An 18,298-nucleotide genomic window follows, 5' to 3' on the forward strand; every position below is an offset into this window, starting at 1 on the left:
GCCGTATCCGCCGTAGTAGGGGTTACCATATCCGTAGCCACGACCATAGCCAGAGCCATAGCCGCGCCCGCTGCCACTGCCGCGCATGCTGAAGTCCATGTCGCCGAACATGTCGCCGAAACCGTCACCCCAGCCAGAACCATTACCATTACCCCAGCCGGGACCGCCCCACCAGGCTTGAGCTGACTGCATGGGTAACGCCGCTGCGGCTGCAATCGCGGCAGCCGAAGCAAATGTGGTTAGTTTTTTCATGGATGTCTCCGTGTCAGTTTCTCATTGAATTGCATGCCGCACTGCCGGCGCCGTGAATTCTATAACAAGCGCTGTCCCATTACACTCCAAATGCGTTTTCGTTCAGGGATAGAGCAGTCGGCGCGACCAGGCGTCGCCCTGTCTTTCATAGCACACCCGGGTGTGCAGATGACGCCAACCGGACCTCCAGAACTCGATACGGTCAGGAACGAGCCTGAAGCCGACCCACTCACGGGGACGGGGGACGACACGGTCCATGAAACGTGACTTCACTTCTGCAACGGTTTTCTCCAGCACCGCCGGGTCTTCGAGGACACTGGATTGTGGCGACGCCCAGGCCGCAAGCTGGCAGCCTCGCCGCCGAACCTCCCAGTCTCTATCCGCTTCAACGTCTTCCACAGGCTCGACGGGTCCTTCGACGATCACCTGCTGGCCGAGCGGTTGCCAGTAGAAGCAGAGCGCGGCACGCGGGTTGTCCGCCAGTTCCCTGCCCTTGCGGCTGCGGCGATCGGTGTAGAAGGCGAATCCCCTCTCGTCCATGCGGGAAAGGGTGACAGTGCGCACCGAGGGTCGTCCAGAACGATCGGCCGTCGATAGCGAACCGGCGGCCGGCTCCGCAATGTCGGTCTTCTTTGCTTCATCCAGAAGGTTCCCGATCCTCTCGATCGCTTCCCGGTATAGTTCCACCCCGAACCTCCGCAATCACGCCCCACCTGGGGCCCCTACCCTCCGATTATAGTCCGGGGGGCGACCCGCTTCCCCCGTGGACCATGCACAGACGCCAAAGCGGGAGGTCGGAAACCGTGAGCAAAATCACCGAATCGGTCCGCCGGTTACCTTTTTTGTGGCCTCATGGTAACGTGTCGTTGAATACCGCCGTCGCAATTTGCTCCGACACGGAGGCGTCAATTCAGGGTGTATAGATGACCAACGGACGGAAACTCGCACATCTGAAGTCCCGCAGGGATTGCGGTTTTTGCTCGTATCGTAAGGGCTGCCTGATCGGGATGTTTTCCGACATCCGCGACGGCGATCATGCCGCGCAGCACGGTATCTGGCAACAAGTTTACGAACGCGGTGACAACCTATATCTTCCGGGCGATCCATTGTCGTCGCTGTTCGTGATTCGGGCAGGAGTCGTCAAAACCTGCCTTCAGACCGAAGACGGATCGGAGCAGATCATCGGTTTCCATATGGCTGGGGATGTCGTCGGCTTCGATGGCATTGCGCAGGAAGCCTACACGCGCAGTGCCACCGCCGTGGATACGACCAGCGCCTGCTCGTTACCGTTCACTTACATCGCGCAGATGTGTCGCGAGTTGCCCGACCTGCAACGCGAGATGATGCGACAAATGAGTCAGGCCATCGTGGACGGTGCGCGATTCCAGGTGATGTTGACGACCAAGCACGCCGACGAACGCGTTGCGGGATTCCTGCTGAACGTCGCCGACTGGCACGGTCATCACGGTTACTCTTCCGCCGAATTCACCGTGCCGATGTCCCGCGCGGACATCGCCAACTACCTCAACATCAAGCCGGAGACTATCAGCCGGATCCTTTCGCGGTTTCAGCAGGCGGGGCTGCTGTCGATGGAAAGGAAACAGTTCCGAATTCTCGACAGGGACGCGATGTCCCGACAGGCAGGCAGGTTATCGAAAGCGAAGGCCCCGATCGAAAACCGGATGTGAACGCCCCGGCCGATCCTGTCCCCGGCTTGATCGATTCAACGAGGTATCAAACCACGCCGCGAGCGGCACAACTTGGGAGTCCAGAAATGAAAACAACCTGGGTTTTGGTAGCGGACAGCACGAGGGCTCGGCTCCTGGAGGCCGAGAACCCTATCGGACCACTGAAAGAGATCGAAACCCTCGTTCACCCCGAAGGCCGACTGCATGAAAGCGACATCAATTCCGACTCGCCAGGACGCGCCTTCGACAGCGGCGGTCAGGGCCGCCACGCCATGGGGCAGACCGTCGGCGCCAAGGAGCACGAGGCGGGAACCTTCGTCAGGGACATCTCGCAGCGACTCGACCGGGGACGGGAGAGCGGGGATCTGAAACAGCTTATCATCGTAGCGGCACCCGCGCTGCTAGGCCTCTTGCGCAAGCACATGAGTACCGAAACGGCGCGTCTGATCACACTGGAACTCGACAAGAACATCACCCAGATGGGCCCATCCGAGCTGCGAGCCCACCTGCCCGAGCGACTACCCCAACTCGGTGCCTGACCGCCCGGAACCGCTAGCCTTGCGTGTCGAACTCGGGCATTTCACCGGTGACCGGATCCGGCAAGGTCGCGCACCTGGCAAGGGATTCCAGGTGCTCCCTGTCCCTTACCAGAATGCGCCTGCCCTTGACCGACAGGGCGCCATCGTTGTCCAGCTGCGTTAGGGTACGACTCACGGTCTCCAGGGCCAGACCAAGGTAGTCCGCGATCTCCCTCCGCCCCATCGAGAGATTGAACTCGCTCCCCGAGAACCCCCGGGAGGCGAAGCTGTCGGCGAGGCGACACAGGAAGGCCGAGATCTTGGCCGGCGCACTGCGGTGACCACGCAAGAGCGTGGTGCGTTCTTCTTCCTGGATCTCCCGGCTCATCATTTTCAGCAGGACCACGTTGAGGGAGGGTACGCGCTCCGCCATGCGCTGAAACTTCGTATACGGTAATTCGCACAGACTGCAGGTATCCAGTGACATGGCATTGCAGTCGTAGACCCCGCTACAGATGCTGCCCAGCCCGAGCACGTCCCCCGGCATGTGGAAGCGGATGACGTACTCCTCTCCTGTGTCGGTAATATTCCAAGTCTTGACACATCCGGAACGCAGGATGAACAGCGACCGTAACGATTCCCCGGCATGATACAGGCGCCGCCCGGCCCGAAAGACTCCCGGCCGATTGATGACCTGCGCCAAGCGCTTGCGATCCGCCGCCTCAAGGTTACCCCAGGGACATACCTGCTGTGCGGGACACTGAACACAGGCCTGCGTGTCATCCATCACACCCTACCCCGCTTCAATCATGGCATCGGGCTGTATCGCCACGCCGGTGAGGCTCGACCGCCTCCGACACCGCCCCGGGAAGCGCCGTCACCAGCCGCTCAAGTATACTCCGCTCTCCCGTGGTGCATCGTTGCAGTTTCGATCCCTACCGCATTCCGGACGGGGCTGATCCGATCCCGGACCGTCGCCGAATCGTACGCTTCCGCCGCCAACCCCTGCCACGCAATCCCGCGAACTGCCTCCCGCCTGCTGCAGTGTCGCCCATGAGGAAGAAGGAAAACATTGGTTCGAATACCTAAGTAGTCCTACTGACTCCTCTCTCTGACGGCGGTGCGAATCGCGCAATCGGACCCTTGCGAAATGCCTACCGTATCCCGCACTTCGCCGCCTTGATGACGAGATCGGGGAGCGTATGCGCTCCGAGCTTTTCCATCACGCGGGCCCTGTGGACGTCGATCGTCCGGTGGCTGATCCCGAGCAGACGAGCGATTTCCTTGTTCGAGTTACCTGCCACGACCAGCGCGAAGACCTCTCTCTCCCGCGGGGTCAACCGTTCGTAGCACTTGCGTTCCCGCGATGCGACCTCGCGCGCCATCCGTTCCGCCGCGTCGCGCTCCAGGGCATCGTCGATGCGCTCGAGCAGGGCATCGTCCCTGAACGGCTTCTCGATAAAATCCAGCGCCCCCGAGCGAAAGGCCCTCGAGGCCATCGGCACGTCGCCGTGCCCAGTCAGGAAAATGATGGGCATCACCATACCCCGCCGGCGCAACTCGTGCTGCAGTTCCAGACCGCTCATGCCGGGCATGCGCACGTCCAGCACCAGACACCCGGTCCAGCCGTCATCGTATGTCTCGAGAAAGGAGACCGCCGAGTCGAAGGTACGTACGATATGGCCCTCGGCCTCCAGCAACAGGCAAAGCGAGGCACATATGTCCGGGTCGTCATCGACGACATACACGACCGGTACGGGGGAACTTGATGTTCTCATTCCCTCTCCGGCAGCGTGAACCGGAACGCCGCACCCGTTTCACACCCTTCGTCCAACCAGAGCCGGCCACCATGACTCTCGACGATCCCGCGGCTGATCACGAGTCCCATACCAAGGCCGTCCTTCTTGCTGGTGACGAACGGCTCGAACAGGGTCGTCCGTCGTTCCGCCGAGACCCCGGGCCCCGTGTCGATGACCGAGACCTCCACCAGTCCGGCGTCCGTCCCGACCGAGCTGATCGTCAGGCGTCGCGTCGCCTCGCGTTCCGACATCGCATCGACGGCATTGCGTACCAGATTCAGCAACACCTGTTCGATCTGCACGGGGTCCGCCCAGACCTCCGAATGCGGTGTGGACAACTCCAGCACGACCGTTATCCCGGTACTGCAAATGAGGGGCGAGACGAATTCTAGCGCCTCCTCTATGACCCGGTCGAGGTCGACAGGGCGGCGCGCCGGCGGACGCTTGCGTACGAATCCCCGGAAGTGTCGGATAACCTCGCCGGTGTATTCGGCGCGGCGGGCCGTTTGCGCGAGAACCTCGCCAAGCGTCTCTCGGGAGACGTGTTCGTCGCGGAGCATACGCTGACACGCCTTGGCATAGGTGTAGATGGAAGTCAGCGGCTGATTCAGTTCATGCGCCAGACCCGCCGCCATCTCTCCCGTCAGGCTCAGCCGGTCCATGTGCGCGAGTTCGGCCTCTCGCTCGCGAGCACGCGCCTCGGCCGCCCTGCGATCGGTATCGTCGATCCCCGTCAACACGACATGCGCCACCGCTCCCTCGATATCTTCGATGACGGTACCGTGCCAGGCGATCATCCTGTACGGTGCCTCTCCTTTCCCGCAGCGGGCATCGAAGTGGCATGGGAAGCTTTCGGTTTCCGAACCGAGCAGCAACTGCCTCGCCACCTCCCTCTCACTCCCGTCCGGCACCAGCTCCCAGAAGGGACGGTCGCACACATCTTCAATGGTATAGCCGGTCGTCTTCTCGCAGGCCTTGTTGATACGCTCGACGCGCCCTGACCGGTCGAGCACGACGATCAGCGCGCCAGAGGTCCCCAGTACCGCATTGACAAAGTTGCGCTCCCCGCGCAGCGCGTCTTCCATGCCGCGGCGCTCGGTCACGTCTCGCAGGATCACGGCATACAGCCGTCGGTCATCCTGTTGAAACTCGCTGAAGGTGGCCTCCAGTGGAAATCGGGAACCATCCGCCCGCCGCCCGACCAGATCAATCGACGCACTCTCGGCGCTGATCGCCGGCAGCTCGAGGGGATCGGAGGAGTTCTCCCTGTCAAGCAGCTCGCGGAGGTTCTCTCCCGCCATCCCGTTCTCCGAATAACCGAAGATCGCCCCGGCGGCGCGGTTGAACGTGAGGACGATTCCGTCGCTGTCCAGGGTCACGATGCCTTCCGCCGCCGAATCCACCACCGCCCGGGTCAGATTGCGCGTCTCACGCAGCTGCCGCTCGGTTGTTACCTGTTCGGTGACATCGGTCTGTATCGCGAGGTAGCGGCCTCCCGCGCCGGTACCGTCACGAATCGGCGAGATGGACACCGAGTCCCAGTAGAGCTCGCCGCTTTTGCGACGGTTGCGCAACACACCACGCCAGACCTCGCCGGCACCGATCGTCATCCACATGTCCCGGTAGACGGATTCGGGCGTTTCACCCGACTTGAGGATTTCCGGCGTCCGCCCGATCGCCTCGTCCGCGCCGTATCCGGTGATCCTCGTGAAGCTTTCGTTAACATACTCGATGCGCCCGTTCAGGTCAGTGATAATAACGGCATTGGGACCCTGCTCGACCGCGACCGACAGCCGGGACAGCTGCCACTCGCTCTCGCGACGCCGATCCGCCGTCCGGGCCAACTCCTTCCGCAGTTCCGCGACCTCGTCCACCAGTGCGTTTCGCATCGGATCGCGGTGCGATATCACAATGGCGAGCAGCAGTGCGGCGACGGTTCCGGGAACGACCGTGGCTGCGACGACACCCGCGAGACCGGGCGCCGGCATCAAGCCGTGAATGACAATCGATGTAAGGGTCAATCCGAGCGCCACCAGGACAGCCGCTACGAACAGTCTGCCGTAACGGGCATCGTGACTCACGGCCTGCGCAACCACCGGGCCGTACCGGGTCTGCCCCCGACACGGGAGAATGAAGGATCGTTCCATAACATACGGGGCAAAGTATAAACTGGAATCTTGCGTGCCCGGCCCTCCCAGGACGCCGCAGCGATCGTCACACACGAGGACTTTCGATCCATGGATTCAACCTTGCAGGACACAACACTCTACACGGGTAAGGTCATCGAGGTTCGCAGGGAAACGGTGCGGTTCCCGGATGGCCGGTGCTTCCCCCTGGAGGTCGTGCGCCATCCGGGAGGGGCCGCCGTCGTCGCTCTGGACGATGAAGATCGGGTCTGTCTTGTCCACCAGTACCGTCACGTCACCGGGGGATTCCTGTGGGAACTGCCTGCCGGCAGGCGCACGCCAGGCGAGGATCCCGAACTCACCGTAAGGCGCGAACTGCGCGAGGAGGGAGGCGCAGAGGCGAGTCGCTGGAGATCGCTGGGATCGCTGGCCAGCTCGCCCGGTGTGTTCTCAGAAATTATCCACCTTTTTCTGGCGCGCGACCTGACGCCCGTGGACCGGGCGCTGGAGGACGAGGAGTTCCTGGAAACCCACTGGGTACCTTTCCAGGAGGCACTCGACTGGGCGGCCAATGGCCGCATCTCGGATGCGAAGACCCTGGCGGGACTGTTTCGGGCACGCGAAGCGCTTCGCGCCTCGTCCGGATGAAGCGCAGGTTCCCGCCGGGGATGACCGTGGCCGCTACCGGCTAATCGTAGCGCCTCGTGTGGTTATACTCCTCGAACGTCACGGCAACGGGCTAACGGGCGCGGAATAATGAAGATAGGCGTCGCGAAGGAAATCAAGGACAAAGAGAGTCGAATCGCCCTGACTCCGGAAGGCGCCCGCAGACTGGCCAGCGCGGGCCACGAGGTACGGGTCGAATGCGGGGCCGGCGTCGGTTCAGGGTTTCCTGACGAAGAATATGTCTCGGCCGGCGCGAAGATCACCGATACGTCAACCGCCTGGGATTCCGACATCGTGCTGAAAGTCAAGGAACCCATGCCGTCCGAATACGGGCATCTGCAGGGCCAGATCGTGTTTACCTATTTCCACCTCGCAGGCGTACCACGCGCCCTGACCGAGGCGTTGTTGCGCAGCAGCACGACCTCGATCGCCTATGAAACGGTCGAGGACAGCTCCGGAAGGCTGCCGTTGCTGGCGCCGATGAGCGCCATCGCGGGAAACATGGCGACGCTGATGGGGGCCTACTACCTCGCCCGATTCAACCGCGGACGGGGAGTACAGCTCGGCCGCATCATGGGTGAACCCCACGGGAAGGTCGTTATCATCGGAGACGGGGTCGTCGGACGCCACGCCGCGGCGACCGCCGCAGGGTTGGGCGCGACAGTCCATGTAGCAGGCGAGTTCGCCGACCGGGAATCCAAACTCAAGCGTGAGGTGTCCCCCGATCTGCACTTCCTGATCTCGACACCGGAGACCATCGCCCGCGAGATCCGCGACACGGACCTCCTCGTCGGTGCCGTCCTCGTTCATGGGGCCAAGGCACCTCACGTCGTCACCGAATCCATGGTCCGGGAGATGCCGACCGGCGCGGTCATCGTCGATGTAAGTATCGATCAGGGAGGGTGCATCGAGACCTCTCGACCCACCTCCCACTCCGACCCCGTTTACGAACGTCACGGTGTCATCCACTACTGCGTCACGAACATGCCGGGGGCCTATCCGAGGACCTCCACGATCGCGCTCGGAAACGCCACGTTCCCTTACGTTTCCCGACTCGCGGACCAGGGACTGGGCGGCGTCGCCTCTGACCCCGGATTCCTCCGGGGCCTCAACACCTATCGGGGCTATATCACCTGCGAACCGGTGGCGGAAGCCCTGGACATGAAACCGCGATACCACCCGGTGACGGACTTCTCGTTCCAGTAACGACCCTGGCGGCGACCTCCGGTTCCGTCTCGCGGAGCCTCGACACCACGGCTTGAGGGAGGATTTTCCGGACGCCCCGGTGTGCCATTTTGCCAATCGTCGCTTTCACGCAACAGTGACGAGTGGCACAGAGGATCCGACGAAACCCATAATAGCGCGTGGATATGCGTCGCAGAAGCGCTATAATTAACTGCAACTAAAAGGAAATTTCCAAGCGCGTCTTCTGTGGCCGCCAGGCATGCAGACGACCGACGACAAGGGAATTGAACTGTATCGAAATTACAACGGGGCGATCCTTCGCTCCGCGACGTCCGAGGTCGAGTCGCATGAATTCACAAGAACTCTTTCAGGAAACGGTTCCGTCAGGTTGCGAGGTCGCACCGCGCGAAAAGCCGATTCGCATTGTTCCGGTCATCACTGTAAACACGCCCGAAAACGAGATCGAGAACCGTCAGGACGACGATATCGACCTCGTGGTGTTTCGCTGCAGGGACTGAACCCCGCGAAACAGGGAAGGCTGGCTCAGGCCGCGAAATCCCTCAGACGCACCGGCATTCTCCGGGCCCCCCACTGGCCCGGGGAACCGTCGAACACCCCGGCGCAGACAGCGCCACAGGACATGCAGTGTCCATCGTCCGTCAGGTTCCACCCGGAAAGCACATACCAGTCCCGAGCGATCAGCCGCTCGCCACAAGCGTGGCAGTAGGTACTTCCCCCGGCCATGTCATGGACATTGCCCGTATAGGCGTAGCGCACCCCATTTTTTTTGGCGATCCGGCGCGCCATGCCCAGCGTTGATGGGGGCGTGGGGGGCGTACCGAGCATCTTCCAGTCGGGGTGAAAGGCGGTAAAGTGCATCGGGACGTCGGGCCCCAGATTTTCGACCACCCATTGCGTCATTTCCTCAATCTCGGCCTCCGAGTCATTCCCTCCCGGTATGATTAGATTGGTGATCTCGAACCAGACGTCGGTCTCGCGTTTTAGATACACCAGCGTGTCAAGTACGGGTTGCAGGTGCCCGCCGGTCAGTTTCCAGTAGAAAGACTCGGTAAACGCCTTGAGGTCCACGTTGGCGGCGTCCATAGCGCGATAAAACTCGACCCGCGGTTCCGCACACATGTAACCGGCGGTCACCGCAACCGACCGGATACCGGACTCACGGCACGCCCTGGCCACATCGATCGCGTATTCCATGAAGATGACAGGGTCGTTGTAGGTATACGCCACACTGCGGCAGCCGAGTTTGCTCGCCGCCAGAGCGATCTTCTCCGGGGGCGCCTCGTCGGCGAGGGTGTCGATCTCCCGGGACTTGCTGATGTCCCAGTTCTGACAGAACTTACACGCCAGATTGCAGCCCGCAGTGCCGAAGGAGAGCACCGGTGTACCGGGCAGGAAGTGGTTGAGCGGTTTCTTTTCGATGGGGTCGACGCAGTAGCCACTGGATCTTCCCCAGGTGGTCAGGACGATCCGGTTACCCTGGTTGGCCCTGACGAAGCAGAGTCCCCGCTGCCCGTCGCGAAGCTTGCAGTACCGCGGGCAGACATCGCACTGGACTCGACCGTCATCCAGGGTGTGCCAGTATCGCGTATCGACCGGTTCACCCACCCGCCGCACGTCGTGCGTTACCGTTTCAAACACAGGCATGAGTACCAACCTCCCTGCCCTGTTGCCGAGGAGGACATCGGATCGGCAACAGGGCAGCGATCGAAAAACCGGGACTCCTCTAAACAACTATAGCGCGAAAGGGCCGTCGCGCCTGTGGACAACGGGGGCACGATTCGACTACTCAGGCGAGGCGCATCCCTCCGCGCCGCCGTCGCAGGATATGAGGATCTCGCCTTCCTCGAGTGGTCTCCAGGGTTCGTCGCTCAGGGGCACGCTGGCGACCAGCACCACCCGCTGCCGGTCGCCGACATCCTCCATGCTGAACCCGGCCAGACGGACGCCTGGCGCGGGGGCGTCACAGCATCGGCGCAGGCAGTACAGCCCCGGCGGCCGGAACCCCTTACCATTACCGTACTCCCGTCTGTGGCCGTGAGCAAACATCGCAAGTCCGTCAGAATAGATGAAGTTGGCGGGCCCCATGTCCCGAATCCATTCGGCGAATACACGAACCACCGCTTCGCGAATCTCAAGCGTCGGATACGCTTCTCCCTGCCAGATCGGCTCCATCTTCTGCATCAGGCAGCAGAATGCATATTCGGAATCGGTGGCCCCCAGGGGCTGGAAGCGCCTGCCACCACGCAACACCCCGCTTTGTCGGATCCCCTTGAGATCGCCGTTGTGCGCGAATGCGTGCATAGTGCCTCCGAGTTCCCTGAAGAAAGGCTGCGTATTGTGCAGCCGAGGTTCACCCTCGGTGGCGTAGCGCAGGTGCGCTATCACCAGCTTGCTCCGGTAGGCGTGCGTGCGGATAAACCTCAAGGCCGCGCTTCGAGCCGCGGGCTTCGCTTCCCGGATCACCTGCACGTCGTTTCCCTCGAAGAAGGCGATTCCCCAACCGTCCTCGTGGTTGTTCGTCGCGCCGCCGTGCCGTGCGAACTCCTCCAGGGAAAATCCCACGGTAGCGGGCAGACGGGCGCTCATTCCAAAGAGTTCACACATCAGGCAGGACCAGGTGTTTCAGTCGTTGATGTCATTGTATACGGGCACGCGGTTCGACATTAGGCGATTGCCGGAAAATGACATACCAGATCGCGCCGGATTTTCGTTCGTCATCAAGGCACGACAACAGGCGCATAGTCGAACTACGGAACGGTTGTCGCAACACAGAGGACGGACGACAAAGACAAGCAGGATGGTATGTCATTTGACAGAAATCGCCTTAGACCCGACGTCGAGTTGGACGGCCACTCGCAGGGGGCCACGCTCGACACGCCGCTCCTGGCCCTGGGACTGCGCGTCTACTTTCCCTGAACCACAGGCTTCGCGCGACGGTTCACCCGGATTAGCCGCCGGCGGGGGTGAACTCCTCCGCTCGAAGCGGCTGCAGCGCGGGCAGGATAATCAGCGTCGCGAACAGGGTGAATACCACACCCAGCGTCAGGGTCACCCCCATACTGGCGGTGCCCGGATGACTCGAAAAGGCCAGGTTGCCGAAGCTCACGATGGTGGTCAGTCCGCTGAAGAGCACTGCGCGGGCCGTGGCCGTCTGCAGGACATTCGGCTCGCCGGGCACCCCGAATCGCATCCGGTGGACCATGTGGATCCCGTTGTCGACACCGATCCCCAGCAGCAGGGGCAGGGCGATAATGTTGGCGAAGTTGAAAGGCACGTCGAACAGCACCAGGCTCGCACTGGTCAGCAGAGCGGACAACAGCAGCGGCACGAGCACCAGGACGACGTCCATGACGTTGCGCATGAACAGACCCAGCAGGATGACGATGATCGCCAGCGCCCAGGCGAACGCCTGCATGAAAGCTGACACCACGGCATCGCCCGCCTCGAGATTGAGCACCGGGATGTCCGTCGCCCCCGGGTCGACCGCCCGCACCGCCTCGACGAATCGCCGCAGCGCGTCGCTGTCACTGATATCCTCGGACGGATAGACGACGACGCGTTGCACCCCGTCGGGGGAGACCCAGCGCTCGAAGATCTCCCCGGGAAGATCGCCCGCCGTCACGGGCGTCGCCTGCAGCGAATTCTTCAGCCTGTCCAGATTTTCGGGCAGGTAGCCCAGTATTCCGGTTTCCAGCTGTTCCAGACGCCGGTTCGCCCGCGCCTCGTCCTCCCCTTGCATTTTCGCCAGCAACCGGTCGAGATTGCCAACCAATCGTTCCAACCCGGGGCGCCAGGGCCGAATGGCCCCCGAGTCGAGCCAGGCGATGGCCGCAGCCCTCAGATCCTCCACCGCACGAACACGGTCGGCGAACGCCGGCGGGGCTTCCCGATTCTCCCCGCTGAGCGCGGGGCCCAGGAGGTAGGCCATCTCTTCGACGATCTCCAGCTTCTCCCCCTGCTCGCCCGGGATCAGGTCCGAGAACGTCGTCGCATCCTTGACGACGGGAAGCCCCCGAAGCCGTTCCGCGAGTACATCGGCCGCGGCGGCATCCGGGGCGAGAATGGTGATGTTCCAGGGCGGGCGGTCGGCTGTCCGCACGAGGTCGATAAAGGTGGAGACCGATTCCGTTGTCGGGTCCCGGAGATTGATCGGATGGTGATCGAATTTCGCGAACGGCAAGGTGGCGACCCCCACCGCGGCCAGAACCAGCGCACCCCAGCGAGCCCCCCGTGAATGACGATACGGAAACGTAGCCAGGCCGCCCCACGCGGGAGCGGGTGGGGATGTCTTCGCGGATACGCGGCGCGGCGCGGTAAAAGGCCGGATGCAAAGCAGGGCGGGCAGCAGTGTCAGACTGGTGACCAGACTGATTAACATGCCGGTGCCGGAGATCAGACCCAGTTCCGACACCCCGGAGTACGCCGTGGGAATGAAGGCATAGAACCCCACCGCGGTGGACAGCGCGCAAAGCAGCAACGACCAGCCAACGTCCCGCGCCGCCGTCTCGATCGCCGCCACATTGTCACTCCCCTGACCGCGCAACTCCTGGTGGCGCAGGCAGAGGTGGATGGCGAAGTCCACACCCAGACCGATGTAGAGTACGCCGAAGGCCACCGAGATCGTGTTTAGCGCTCCGACCGTCAAGGTGGCGAACCCCGCCGTGAGGACCAGTCCGGTGATCAGCGTTATGAGCGTGACGGCGACCAGTCCAACCGAGCGTAATCCGACGATCAGCACGATGATGACCATCGTGAGTGCGGAGATCGCCGCCAGGCCGGCCCCCCGGCTGACGCTCTGCAGTTCCTCGTACTCCAGGGCGACCTTCCCGGTGATGCGCACCCTCACACCATCTTCCGCCGTGATGCCCAGCTCGCGGGCGAGATCCCGTACCGCCTCCACCGCGGGCGCGCCAGGCAGCAGTTGACCGTAATCCAGCCGGGGCTTGACGACGATAAACTCCCGGTTCGGCGCATCGTTCGTGGTCCCGCCCTGCATCAACTCACGCCAGGACATTCGGTACGACCCGTCCTCGAGACTCACGCCAATGGCATGATTCAGCTCCGCCAGGATCGGGCCCAGATCCAACCCATCCGCCGTATCTCCAGACTCGAGCGCCGTGACCAGCAGCGCCGACAGGCCCCTGAGACTCTGGTCGCGAACCAGCCTGCCCAGAAACGGCTGGATCGCCGCCAGCGCATCGGCGTGGTCCTCCAGCTCACCGACATCCAGATACAGCAGGCCGTTGCGCTCGAAGAAGGGAAACCCGCCCGGGGCGAAGACGGAGAGGAAACGTGCCTTGTCCCGCTTCAGACGCTCCACCAGCCGGCGGGTGGCACCGCGGACCGACTCGGGTGTCGGGCCGTCCACGACGACGAGGAAGGTGCCGATGTATTGGGGAAACGCCGCCTTGTATGACTCGTAGGTGACCCGGAACGGCAATTCCGGGGACAGCATGTTCACCGTATCCGTATTAATGCTGAGATTCCTGACGCTGTACCAGGCCGATGCGAACGCCAGGCACAGCACCGTGACCACCACCCACCACCTGCGCCGCGCGACACGGTCCGTCCACCACGTCATGAATCTGTCGAATCGGGTGACCAAGGTTACGCTGTCAGTACCTTCATCCAAACGGGAAACCGGGGAGCGGGAGCGATATCACGCAGCGGATCATACCACTCGGACACCAAGGGACCGGGTATTCAGGTAGCGGCCGCGCCGGGAATACGGGGGATTGCCTTGCGGGTCCGGTGATTTTGGACTTTAAGGTATATATGGAGACGCGAAAAGGCTCGCACACCGCGCACTGGGAGCACCTTCACCACGATGCCGACATCGGTGTTAAGGGGTGGGGGGGTAGCGTCGCCGAGGCCTTCGAGCAGGCCGCGCTCGCGCTAACCGCGGTGGTCTGCGACCCGCAGCGCGTGCGCTGCGCTGAAACGCTGGACGTTCATTGCGAATCGCCCGAGCTGGACCTGTTGCTGGTGGAATGGCTGAACGAGCTGGTCTTCGAAAGCGCGACACGCAAGATGCTCTTCGGATGCTTCCGGGTGACGATAACCGATGGCGTGCTGGATGCCCGGGTCCGCGGCGAAGCGATCGACCGGGATCGCCACCGTCCCGCCACCGAACCCAAGGGGGCCACACTGACAGGCCTGCGGGTGGAACGTGGAACGGGTGAAAGCTGGAGTGCCGAGTGCGTTATCGATGTCTGAATTTCAGGACCACCACCCATGGATACCTCCGGACTGACACAAATCGACCCGAACTGCTGGCTGGCTGAGCCCGATGGCGGCATGCGCGTCCCGGCGATCTTCTACGCAGACGAGGCACTGCTGAGAGGGATGGACGAGAAGGTTCGTGAACAGGCCTGCAACGTCGCGAGACTGCCGGGAATCGTCGGTGCCTCCTACACCATGCCGGACGCCCACTGGGGTTACGGCTTTCCGATCGGCGGCGTCGCGGCATTCGACCCCGACGAGGGCGGAGTCGTCTCGGCGGGCGGTGTAGGATTCGACATCTCCTGCGGGGTACGAACCCTCACGACCGGGCTCACGCGCCGTGACGTCGAACCGATCAAAACACGGCTGGTCGAGCGGCTCTATCGGGACATTCCGGCGGGACTTGGCGCAACCGGCCGCATCAGCCTGAACGACAGGGAAATGGACGCCATGCTGAAAGGCGGCGCCCGCTGGGCCATCGCGCAGGGCTGGGGTGAGGAGAGCGATCTCGAGCGCATCGAGGAGACCGGACGCATGGCCGGTGCCCGACCGGACTGTGTGTCCGATCGCGCCAGACGCAGGCAACGCAACGAGATGGGCACGCTCGGCTCCGGAAACCACTACGCCGAGGTCCAGGAGATCTCGGAGATCTTCGACGAGGCGACGGCGCACGCGTTCGGGCTCGACCTGGGAGGCGTGGTGGTCTCGATTCACAGCGGATCCCGCGGTCTCGGACACCAGATCGGCACCGAGTTTCTCACCGAAATGGTAGCCGCGGCCCCCGCGATGGGCATCGATCTACCCGAACGGGAACTGGCCTGCGCACCACTGAGATCGGAGATGGGTGAGCGGTATCTGGGGGCGATGCGCGCGGCGATCAACTGTGCCCTGGCCAACCGCCAGATACTCAGCGAGCTGGTACGAGGTGTGTTCGCGGCCCTGTTTCCCGGGTGCAGGCTGAAATTGCTCTACGACGTCTCCCACAACACCTGCAAGGAGGAGACGCACCGGGTCGACGGGATCCCCCGCACCCTGTTCGTCCACCGCAAGGGCGCGACGCGCGCCTTCGGACCGGGCCATCCCGATATCCCGGCCTGGCTGCGGGATATCGGTCAGCCGGTCCTCATCGGCGGCTCCATGGGCACCGGTTCCCACATCCTGGTGGGGACGATCGCTTCCGGGGACCGCTCCTGGTCTTCGGCCTGCCACGGCGCCGGGCGAAACATGAGCCGCAGGCGCGCCAGCCGGCTCTGGCAGGGGAAACAAATCGTCAGGTCGCTCGCGAAGGAGGGCATCATTGTGCGCAGCCCCTCCGAGCGCGGCGTAGCCGAGGAGGCGCCAGGCGCCTACAAGGATGTCGACGCCGTCGTGGACGCGGCCGAGGCTGCCGGCCTGGCCCGCAAGGTGGCCAGGTGCCGGCCACTGGTGTGTGTCAAGGGCTGAGACGACTGCAGACCGGACCCGGCACGGGAGATACAGCGTCCCTTTGACCTGAATCAATCCGCTCGACCGCACCTTCTGCCAATGTCAACGCACGAACTCAAGGTATCCGGGCAGTGACTCTACTCAAAGACAGACGGCAAGCGGGCAGATTGCTGGTCGGCAGGTGTTCTGCCTACGCCGATCGCGAGGACGTCGTGTTGCTCGCCAAACCACCGGGGGGAATCCCTGTCGGTTACGAGATCGCCCATGCCCTGCATGCGCCACTGGACGTCATCAGTGTTCGTAACCTCGGTGTCCCGGGGATGCGTGATGCGGTGATGGGCAGCGTCACCACGGGGGGTATGCGCATGGTGAACGCGGACATCGTTCGATTGCTCGGTATCTCCCAGTTCGTGATCGATACCGTGGCGGCCGAAGAACAGACCCGCATGCAGCACAGCGAAGAACGGTACCGTGAAGGCTGGCCCGCGCTGCCGATACGAGACAGGACCTCGCTCGTCGTAACGGACGGTATCGCGACAGGCGCCTCGATGAAGGCCGCGGTCACCGCGCTTCGCAAGCGCGGTGCCTCGCGTGTCGTTGTCTGCGCGCCCGTCGCGTCGCGCGAAGGTCTCGACCGGGTCGAGGCGATCGCCGATGAGGTCGTCTGCCTCGACACCCCAGACCCATTCATCTCGGTGACCCGGTGGTACGAGGATGCATCTCCACCCGGGGACGAGGAATGCACTGCCCTACTCAAGAAATCCTCGCTCGATCTGTGCCGCCGCCCGGGGAGGCATACGGTGCACTAAGGCGATTTCTGTCAAATGCACCACGCGGATGCTCCGGCTGGGGAAATCCGGCTCAGGCCGGTGTCCGGTCAGTGACGAGTACGGCCGCACCACTGAGCCGGCCCTCGCGTAAGCGGTCCAGCGCCTCGTTGGCGTCTTCCAACGCGAACCGCTCGATCTCTGTCCGCACAGGAACCTGTGGAGCAAGGGCCAGAAACTCCTTCGCGTCCCGTCTGGTCAGATTGGCAACGGATCTGATCTCCCTTTCGCCCCACAGGATTCGATAGGGAAACGCAGGGATATCGCTCATGTGAATACCGCCGCAGACCACCACGCCACCCTTGCGGACCGCACGCAACGCCGCCGGCACCAGGCCGCCCACAGGGGCAAAGATGATGGCGGCGTCCAGTTCGACGTCCGGGCGCTTTGAGGAATCATCGGCCCAGAGCGCCCCCATCCGTCGGGCGAATGCCTGCGCCGCCGCATCCCCCGGGCGTGTAAACGCGTAAACCTTACGCCCCTGATGAACGGCGACCTGCGCAACGATGTGCGCGGCCGCTCCGAATCCGTAGATCCCGAGTCGCTTGGCGTCCCCGGTCTTCACCAGCGACCGGTAGCCGATGAGTCCCGCGCATAGCAACGGCGCGGCTTCCGCATCGTCGTAGGCGGAATCGATCGCGAAACAATAGCGCGCATCCGCCAGAACGTGATCCGCGAACCCGCCATCCAGCTGGTACCCGGTAAACCTCGCTGCATCGCACAGATTCTCCTGACCGCGTCGGCAATAGCCGCATTTCCCGCAGGTGAATCCTAGCCAGGGGACGCCCAGACGTGCGCCGGGGGCGTGATCGACGCCCTCCCCCTTCTCCACGACCTGTCCCACGATCTCGTGACCCGGGACGACAGGGTAAGGAATGTCAGGCAGTTCGCCGTCGACCACGTGCAGGTCGGTCCGGCAGACCCCGCAGGCAAGCACCCGCAACAGGACCTGTCCCGGACCCGGCCGGGGCGGCTCCCTAATCTCCAGGGACAAATCGGGGCTGTCCACACGGGTCAGCACCATCGCCCGGGAGCCGTGACCGGAATTTCTGCGTGAAATCATGTTGCCCCGTCTCCTCGCCGCCGGTCGTCGACCCCGCACCCATTCCCGGCGTCAATCGACGGCTGGGGGAAACCCGTAGTAACGCTCGTTCAGGTAGAAGAGGACGTCGGCGATATCGCCGTCCGACCAGCGCAGGTTCAACTCCCCCTGCCAGATCTGCACGTACTTGCGCACCTCCGCCTGACTGCGCAGACGACTCTCCCCCCGCTGGTGCACGTGATCCTCATGGCATTGGTTGCAGTGGTTCTCGTAGAGCAGCCCGCCTCGCTGGAAATCCTGCGCAGCGCCGGGGGGGGCGTAAGCCAGCGAGGCGACCAGAGCCAGGCCTGCCGCCATTGCCGATAGCCGAGTCATGAGCATGTCCTCCTTAGGCGATTTCTGTCAAATGACATACCATCCTGCTTGTCTTTGTCGTCCGTCCTCTGTGTTGCGACAACCGTTACATAGTTCGACTATGCGCCTGTTGTCGCGCCTTGATGACGAACGAAAATCCGGCGCGATCTGGT

At 63.0% G+C, this 18,298-nt stretch carries 18 protein-coding genes; 8 read left to right on the forward strand and 10 right to left on the reverse strand.

All coding sequences use genetic code 11. The features are described from left to right. Both LJE91_07175 and pdxH read right to left on the reverse strand, forming a co-directional pair. On the reverse strand, nucleotides 1-252 hold a 252-nt coding region (locus LJE91_07175; GenBank protein MCG6868503.1), incomplete at its 3' end, for a sulfur globule protein CV1. 102 nt (nucleotides 253-354) lie between these two features. After that, a complete protein-coding gene (gene pdxH, locus LJE91_07180) occupies nucleotides 355-939 on the reverse strand; it encodes a pyridoxamine 5'-phosphate oxidase (protein ID MCG6868504.1) in 585 nt (194 codons plus the stop codon). A gap of 236 nt (nucleotides 940-1,175) precedes the next feature. Here pdxH and LJE91_07185 point away from each other — a divergent pair, with 236 nt between their 5' ends. Both LJE91_07185 and LJE91_07190 read left to right on the forward strand, forming a co-directional pair. Then, on the forward strand, nucleotides 1,176-1,940 hold the full coding sequence (locus tag LJE91_07185) for a helix-turn-helix domain-containing protein (protein MCG6868505.1): 765 nt from the start codon (nucleotides 1,176-1,178) through the stop codon (nucleotides 1,938-1,940). Between the two features lie 86 nt (nucleotides 1,941-2,026). After that, nucleotides 2,027-2,479 carry a host attachment protein gene (locus LJE91_07190; protein ID MCG6868506.1) on the forward strand — a complete coding sequence of 151 codons (453 nt, stop codon included), beginning with the start codon at nucleotides 2,027-2,029 and terminating at the stop codon, nucleotides 2,477-2,479. A 13-nt stretch (nucleotides 2,480-2,492) separates the two neighbouring features. Here the strand turns inward: LJE91_07190 and LJE91_07195 are convergent, their stop codons facing one another. The 3 genes from LJE91_07195 to LJE91_07205 form a co-directional block, all read right to left on the reverse strand. Then, nucleotides 2,493-3,245, reverse strand: coding sequence for a helix-turn-helix domain-containing protein (locus LJE91_07195; GenBank protein ID MCG6868507.1), 753 nt, complete (start codon nucleotides 3,243-3,245; stop codon nucleotides 2,493-2,495). Between the two features lie 367 nt (nucleotides 3,246-3,612). Next, a complete protein-coding gene (locus LJE91_07200) occupies nucleotides 3,613-4,236 on the reverse strand; it encodes a response regulator (protein ID MCG6868508.1) in 624 nt (207 codons plus the stop codon). Beyond that, a complete protein-coding gene (locus LJE91_07205; GenBank protein MCG6868509.1) occupies nucleotides 4,233-6,404 on the reverse strand; it encodes a PAS domain S-box protein in 2,172 nt (723 codons plus the stop codon). Before LJE91_07205 ends, LJE91_07200 begins: the two co-directional genes overlap by 4 nt. Nucleotides 6,405-6,494: 90 nt before the next feature. Between LJE91_07205 and LJE91_07210 the strand changes: the two genes are divergently transcribed. From LJE91_07210 to LJE91_07220, 3 genes are all read left to right on the forward strand, one after another. Further along, a complete protein-coding gene (locus tag LJE91_07210) occupies nucleotides 6,495-7,031 on the forward strand; it encodes an NUDIX hydrolase (protein ID MCG6868510.1) in 537 nt (178 codons plus the stop codon). Nucleotides 7,032-7,139: 108 nt separating this feature from the next. After that, nucleotides 7,140-8,255, forward strand: coding sequence for an alanine dehydrogenase (ald, locus tag LJE91_07215; GenBank protein MCG6868511.1), 1,116 nt, complete (start codon nucleotides 7,140-7,142; stop codon nucleotides 8,253-8,255). A gap of 326 nt (nucleotides 8,256-8,581) precedes the next feature. Next, entirely contained in the window at nucleotides 8,582-8,752 is a 171-nt protein-coding gene (locus tag LJE91_07220; protein MCG6868512.1) for a hypothetical protein, read from the forward strand. 25 nt (nucleotides 8,753-8,777) lie between these two features. On the opposite strand, the gene amrS is transcribed toward LJE91_07220, so the two are convergent. The 3 genes from amrS to LJE91_07235 form a co-directional block, all read right to left on the reverse strand. After that, nucleotides 8,778-9,899, reverse strand: a complete 1,122-nt coding sequence (amrS, locus tag LJE91_07225; protein ID MCG6868513.1) for an AmmeMemoRadiSam system radical SAM enzyme — start codon at nucleotides 9,897-9,899, stop codon at nucleotides 8,778-8,780. Nucleotides 9,900-10,037: 138 nt separating this feature from the next. Beyond that, the gene (locus tag LJE91_07230; protein MCG6868514.1) at nucleotides 10,038-10,859 is read right to left on the reverse strand and encodes a class II glutamine amidotransferase; all 822 of its coding nucleotides are present in this window, start codon (nucleotides 10,857-10,859) and stop codon (nucleotides 10,038-10,040) included. Nucleotides 10,860-11,202: 343 nt separating this feature from the next. After that, on the reverse strand, nucleotides 11,203-13,836 hold the full coding sequence (locus tag LJE91_07235; GenBank protein ID MCG6868515.1) for an MMPL family transporter: 2,634 nt from the start codon (nucleotides 13,834-13,836) through the stop codon (nucleotides 11,203-11,205). A gap of 194 nt (nucleotides 13,837-14,030) precedes the next feature. Here LJE91_07235 and LJE91_07240 point away from each other — a divergent pair, with 194 nt between their 5' ends. From LJE91_07240 to LJE91_07250, 3 genes are all read left to right on the forward strand, one after another. Further along, nucleotides 14,031-14,471, forward strand: coding sequence for an archease (locus tag LJE91_07240; GenBank protein MCG6868516.1), 441 nt, complete (start codon nucleotides 14,031-14,033; stop codon nucleotides 14,469-14,471). Nucleotides 14,472-14,489: 18 nt separating this feature from the next. Then, entirely contained in the window at nucleotides 14,490-15,920 is a 1,431-nt protein-coding gene (locus tag LJE91_07245; GenBank protein ID MCG6868517.1) for an RtcB family protein, read from the forward strand. Nucleotides 15,921-16,033: 113 nt separating this feature from the next. After that, the gene (locus LJE91_07250; protein MCG6868518.1) at nucleotides 16,034-16,711 is read left to right on the forward strand and encodes a phosphoribosyltransferase; all 678 of its coding nucleotides are present in this window, start codon (nucleotides 16,034-16,036) and stop codon (nucleotides 16,709-16,711) included. Nucleotides 16,712-16,763: 52 nt separating this feature from the next. Here the strand turns inward: LJE91_07250 and LJE91_07255 are convergent, their stop codons facing one another. Further along, nucleotides 16,764-17,753, reverse strand: coding sequence for a zinc-dependent alcohol dehydrogenase family protein (locus LJE91_07255; protein ID MCG6868519.1), 990 nt, complete (start codon nucleotides 17,751-17,753; stop codon nucleotides 16,764-16,766). Between the two features lie 90 nt (nucleotides 17,754-17,843). Further along, nucleotides 17,844-18,146 carry a cytochrome c gene (locus LJE91_07260; protein ID MCG6868520.1) on the reverse strand — a complete coding sequence of 101 codons (303 nt, stop codon included), beginning with the start codon at nucleotides 18,144-18,146 and terminating at the stop codon, nucleotides 17,844-17,846. Between the last annotated feature and the right edge of the window lie 152 nt (nucleotides 18,147-18,298).

It is taken from the genome of Gammaproteobacteria bacterium (assembly GCA_022340215.1).
GTDB lineage: Bacteria > Pseudomonadota > Gammaproteobacteria > JAJDOJ01 > JAJDOJ01 > JAJDOJ01.

Bases quoted from the DNA above. Each gene is read 5' to 3' on its own strand.
- LJE91_07185 (MCG6868505.1), top strand. From the start codon at position 1,176: ATGACCAACGGACGGAAACTCGCACATCTGAAGTCCCGCAGGGATTGC.
- LJE91_07190 (MCG6868506.1), top strand. From the start codon at position 2,027: ATGAAAACAACCTGGGTTTTGGTAGCGGACAGCACGAGGGCTCGGCTC.
- LJE91_07195 (MCG6868507.1), bottom strand. From the start codon at position 3,245: ATGGATGACACGCAGGCCTGTGTTCAGTGTCCCGCACAGCAGGTATGT.
- LJE91_07200 (MCG6868508.1), bottom strand. From the start codon at position 4,236: ATGAGAACATCAAGTTCCCCCGTACCGGTCGTGTATGTCGTCGATGAC.
- LJE91_07205 (MCG6868509.1), bottom strand. From the start codon at position 6,404: ATGGAACGATCCTTCATTCTCCCGTGTCGGGGGCAGACCCGGTACGGC.
- LJE91_07210 (MCG6868510.1), top strand. From the start codon at position 6,495: ATGGATTCAACCTTGCAGGACACAACACTCTACACGGGTAAGGTCATC.
- ald (MCG6868511.1), top strand. From the start codon at position 7,140: ATGAAGATAGGCGTCGCGAAGGAAATCAAGGACAAAGAGAGTCGAATC.
- LJE91_07220 (MCG6868512.1), top strand. From the start codon at position 8,582: ATGAATTCACAAGAACTCTTTCAGGAAACGGTTCCGTCAGGTTGCGAG.
- amrS (MCG6868513.1), bottom strand. From the start codon at position 9,899: ATGCCTGTGTTTGAAACGGTAACGCACGACGTGCGGCGGGTGGGTGAA.
- LJE91_07230 (MCG6868514.1), bottom strand. From the start codon at position 10,859: ATGTGTGAACTCTTTGGAATGAGCGCCCGTCTGCCCGCTACCGTGGGA.
- LJE91_07235 (MCG6868515.1), bottom strand. From the start codon at position 13,836: ATGACGTGGTGGACGGACCGTGTCGCGCGGCGCAGGTGGTGGGTGGTG.
- LJE91_07240 (MCG6868516.1), top strand. From the start codon at position 14,031: ATGGAGACGCGAAAAGGCTCGCACACCGCGCACTGGGAGCACCTTCAC.
- LJE91_07245 (MCG6868517.1), top strand. From the start codon at position 14,490: ATGGATACCTCCGGACTGACACAAATCGACCCGAACTGCTGGCTGGCT.
- LJE91_07255 (MCG6868519.1), bottom strand. From the start codon at position 17,753: ATGGTGCTGACCCGTGTGGACAGCCCCGATTTGTCCCTGGAGATTAGG.
- LJE91_07260 (MCG6868520.1), bottom strand. From the start codon at position 18,146: ATGACTCGGCTATCGGCAATGGCGGCAGGCCTGGCTCTGGTCGCCTCG.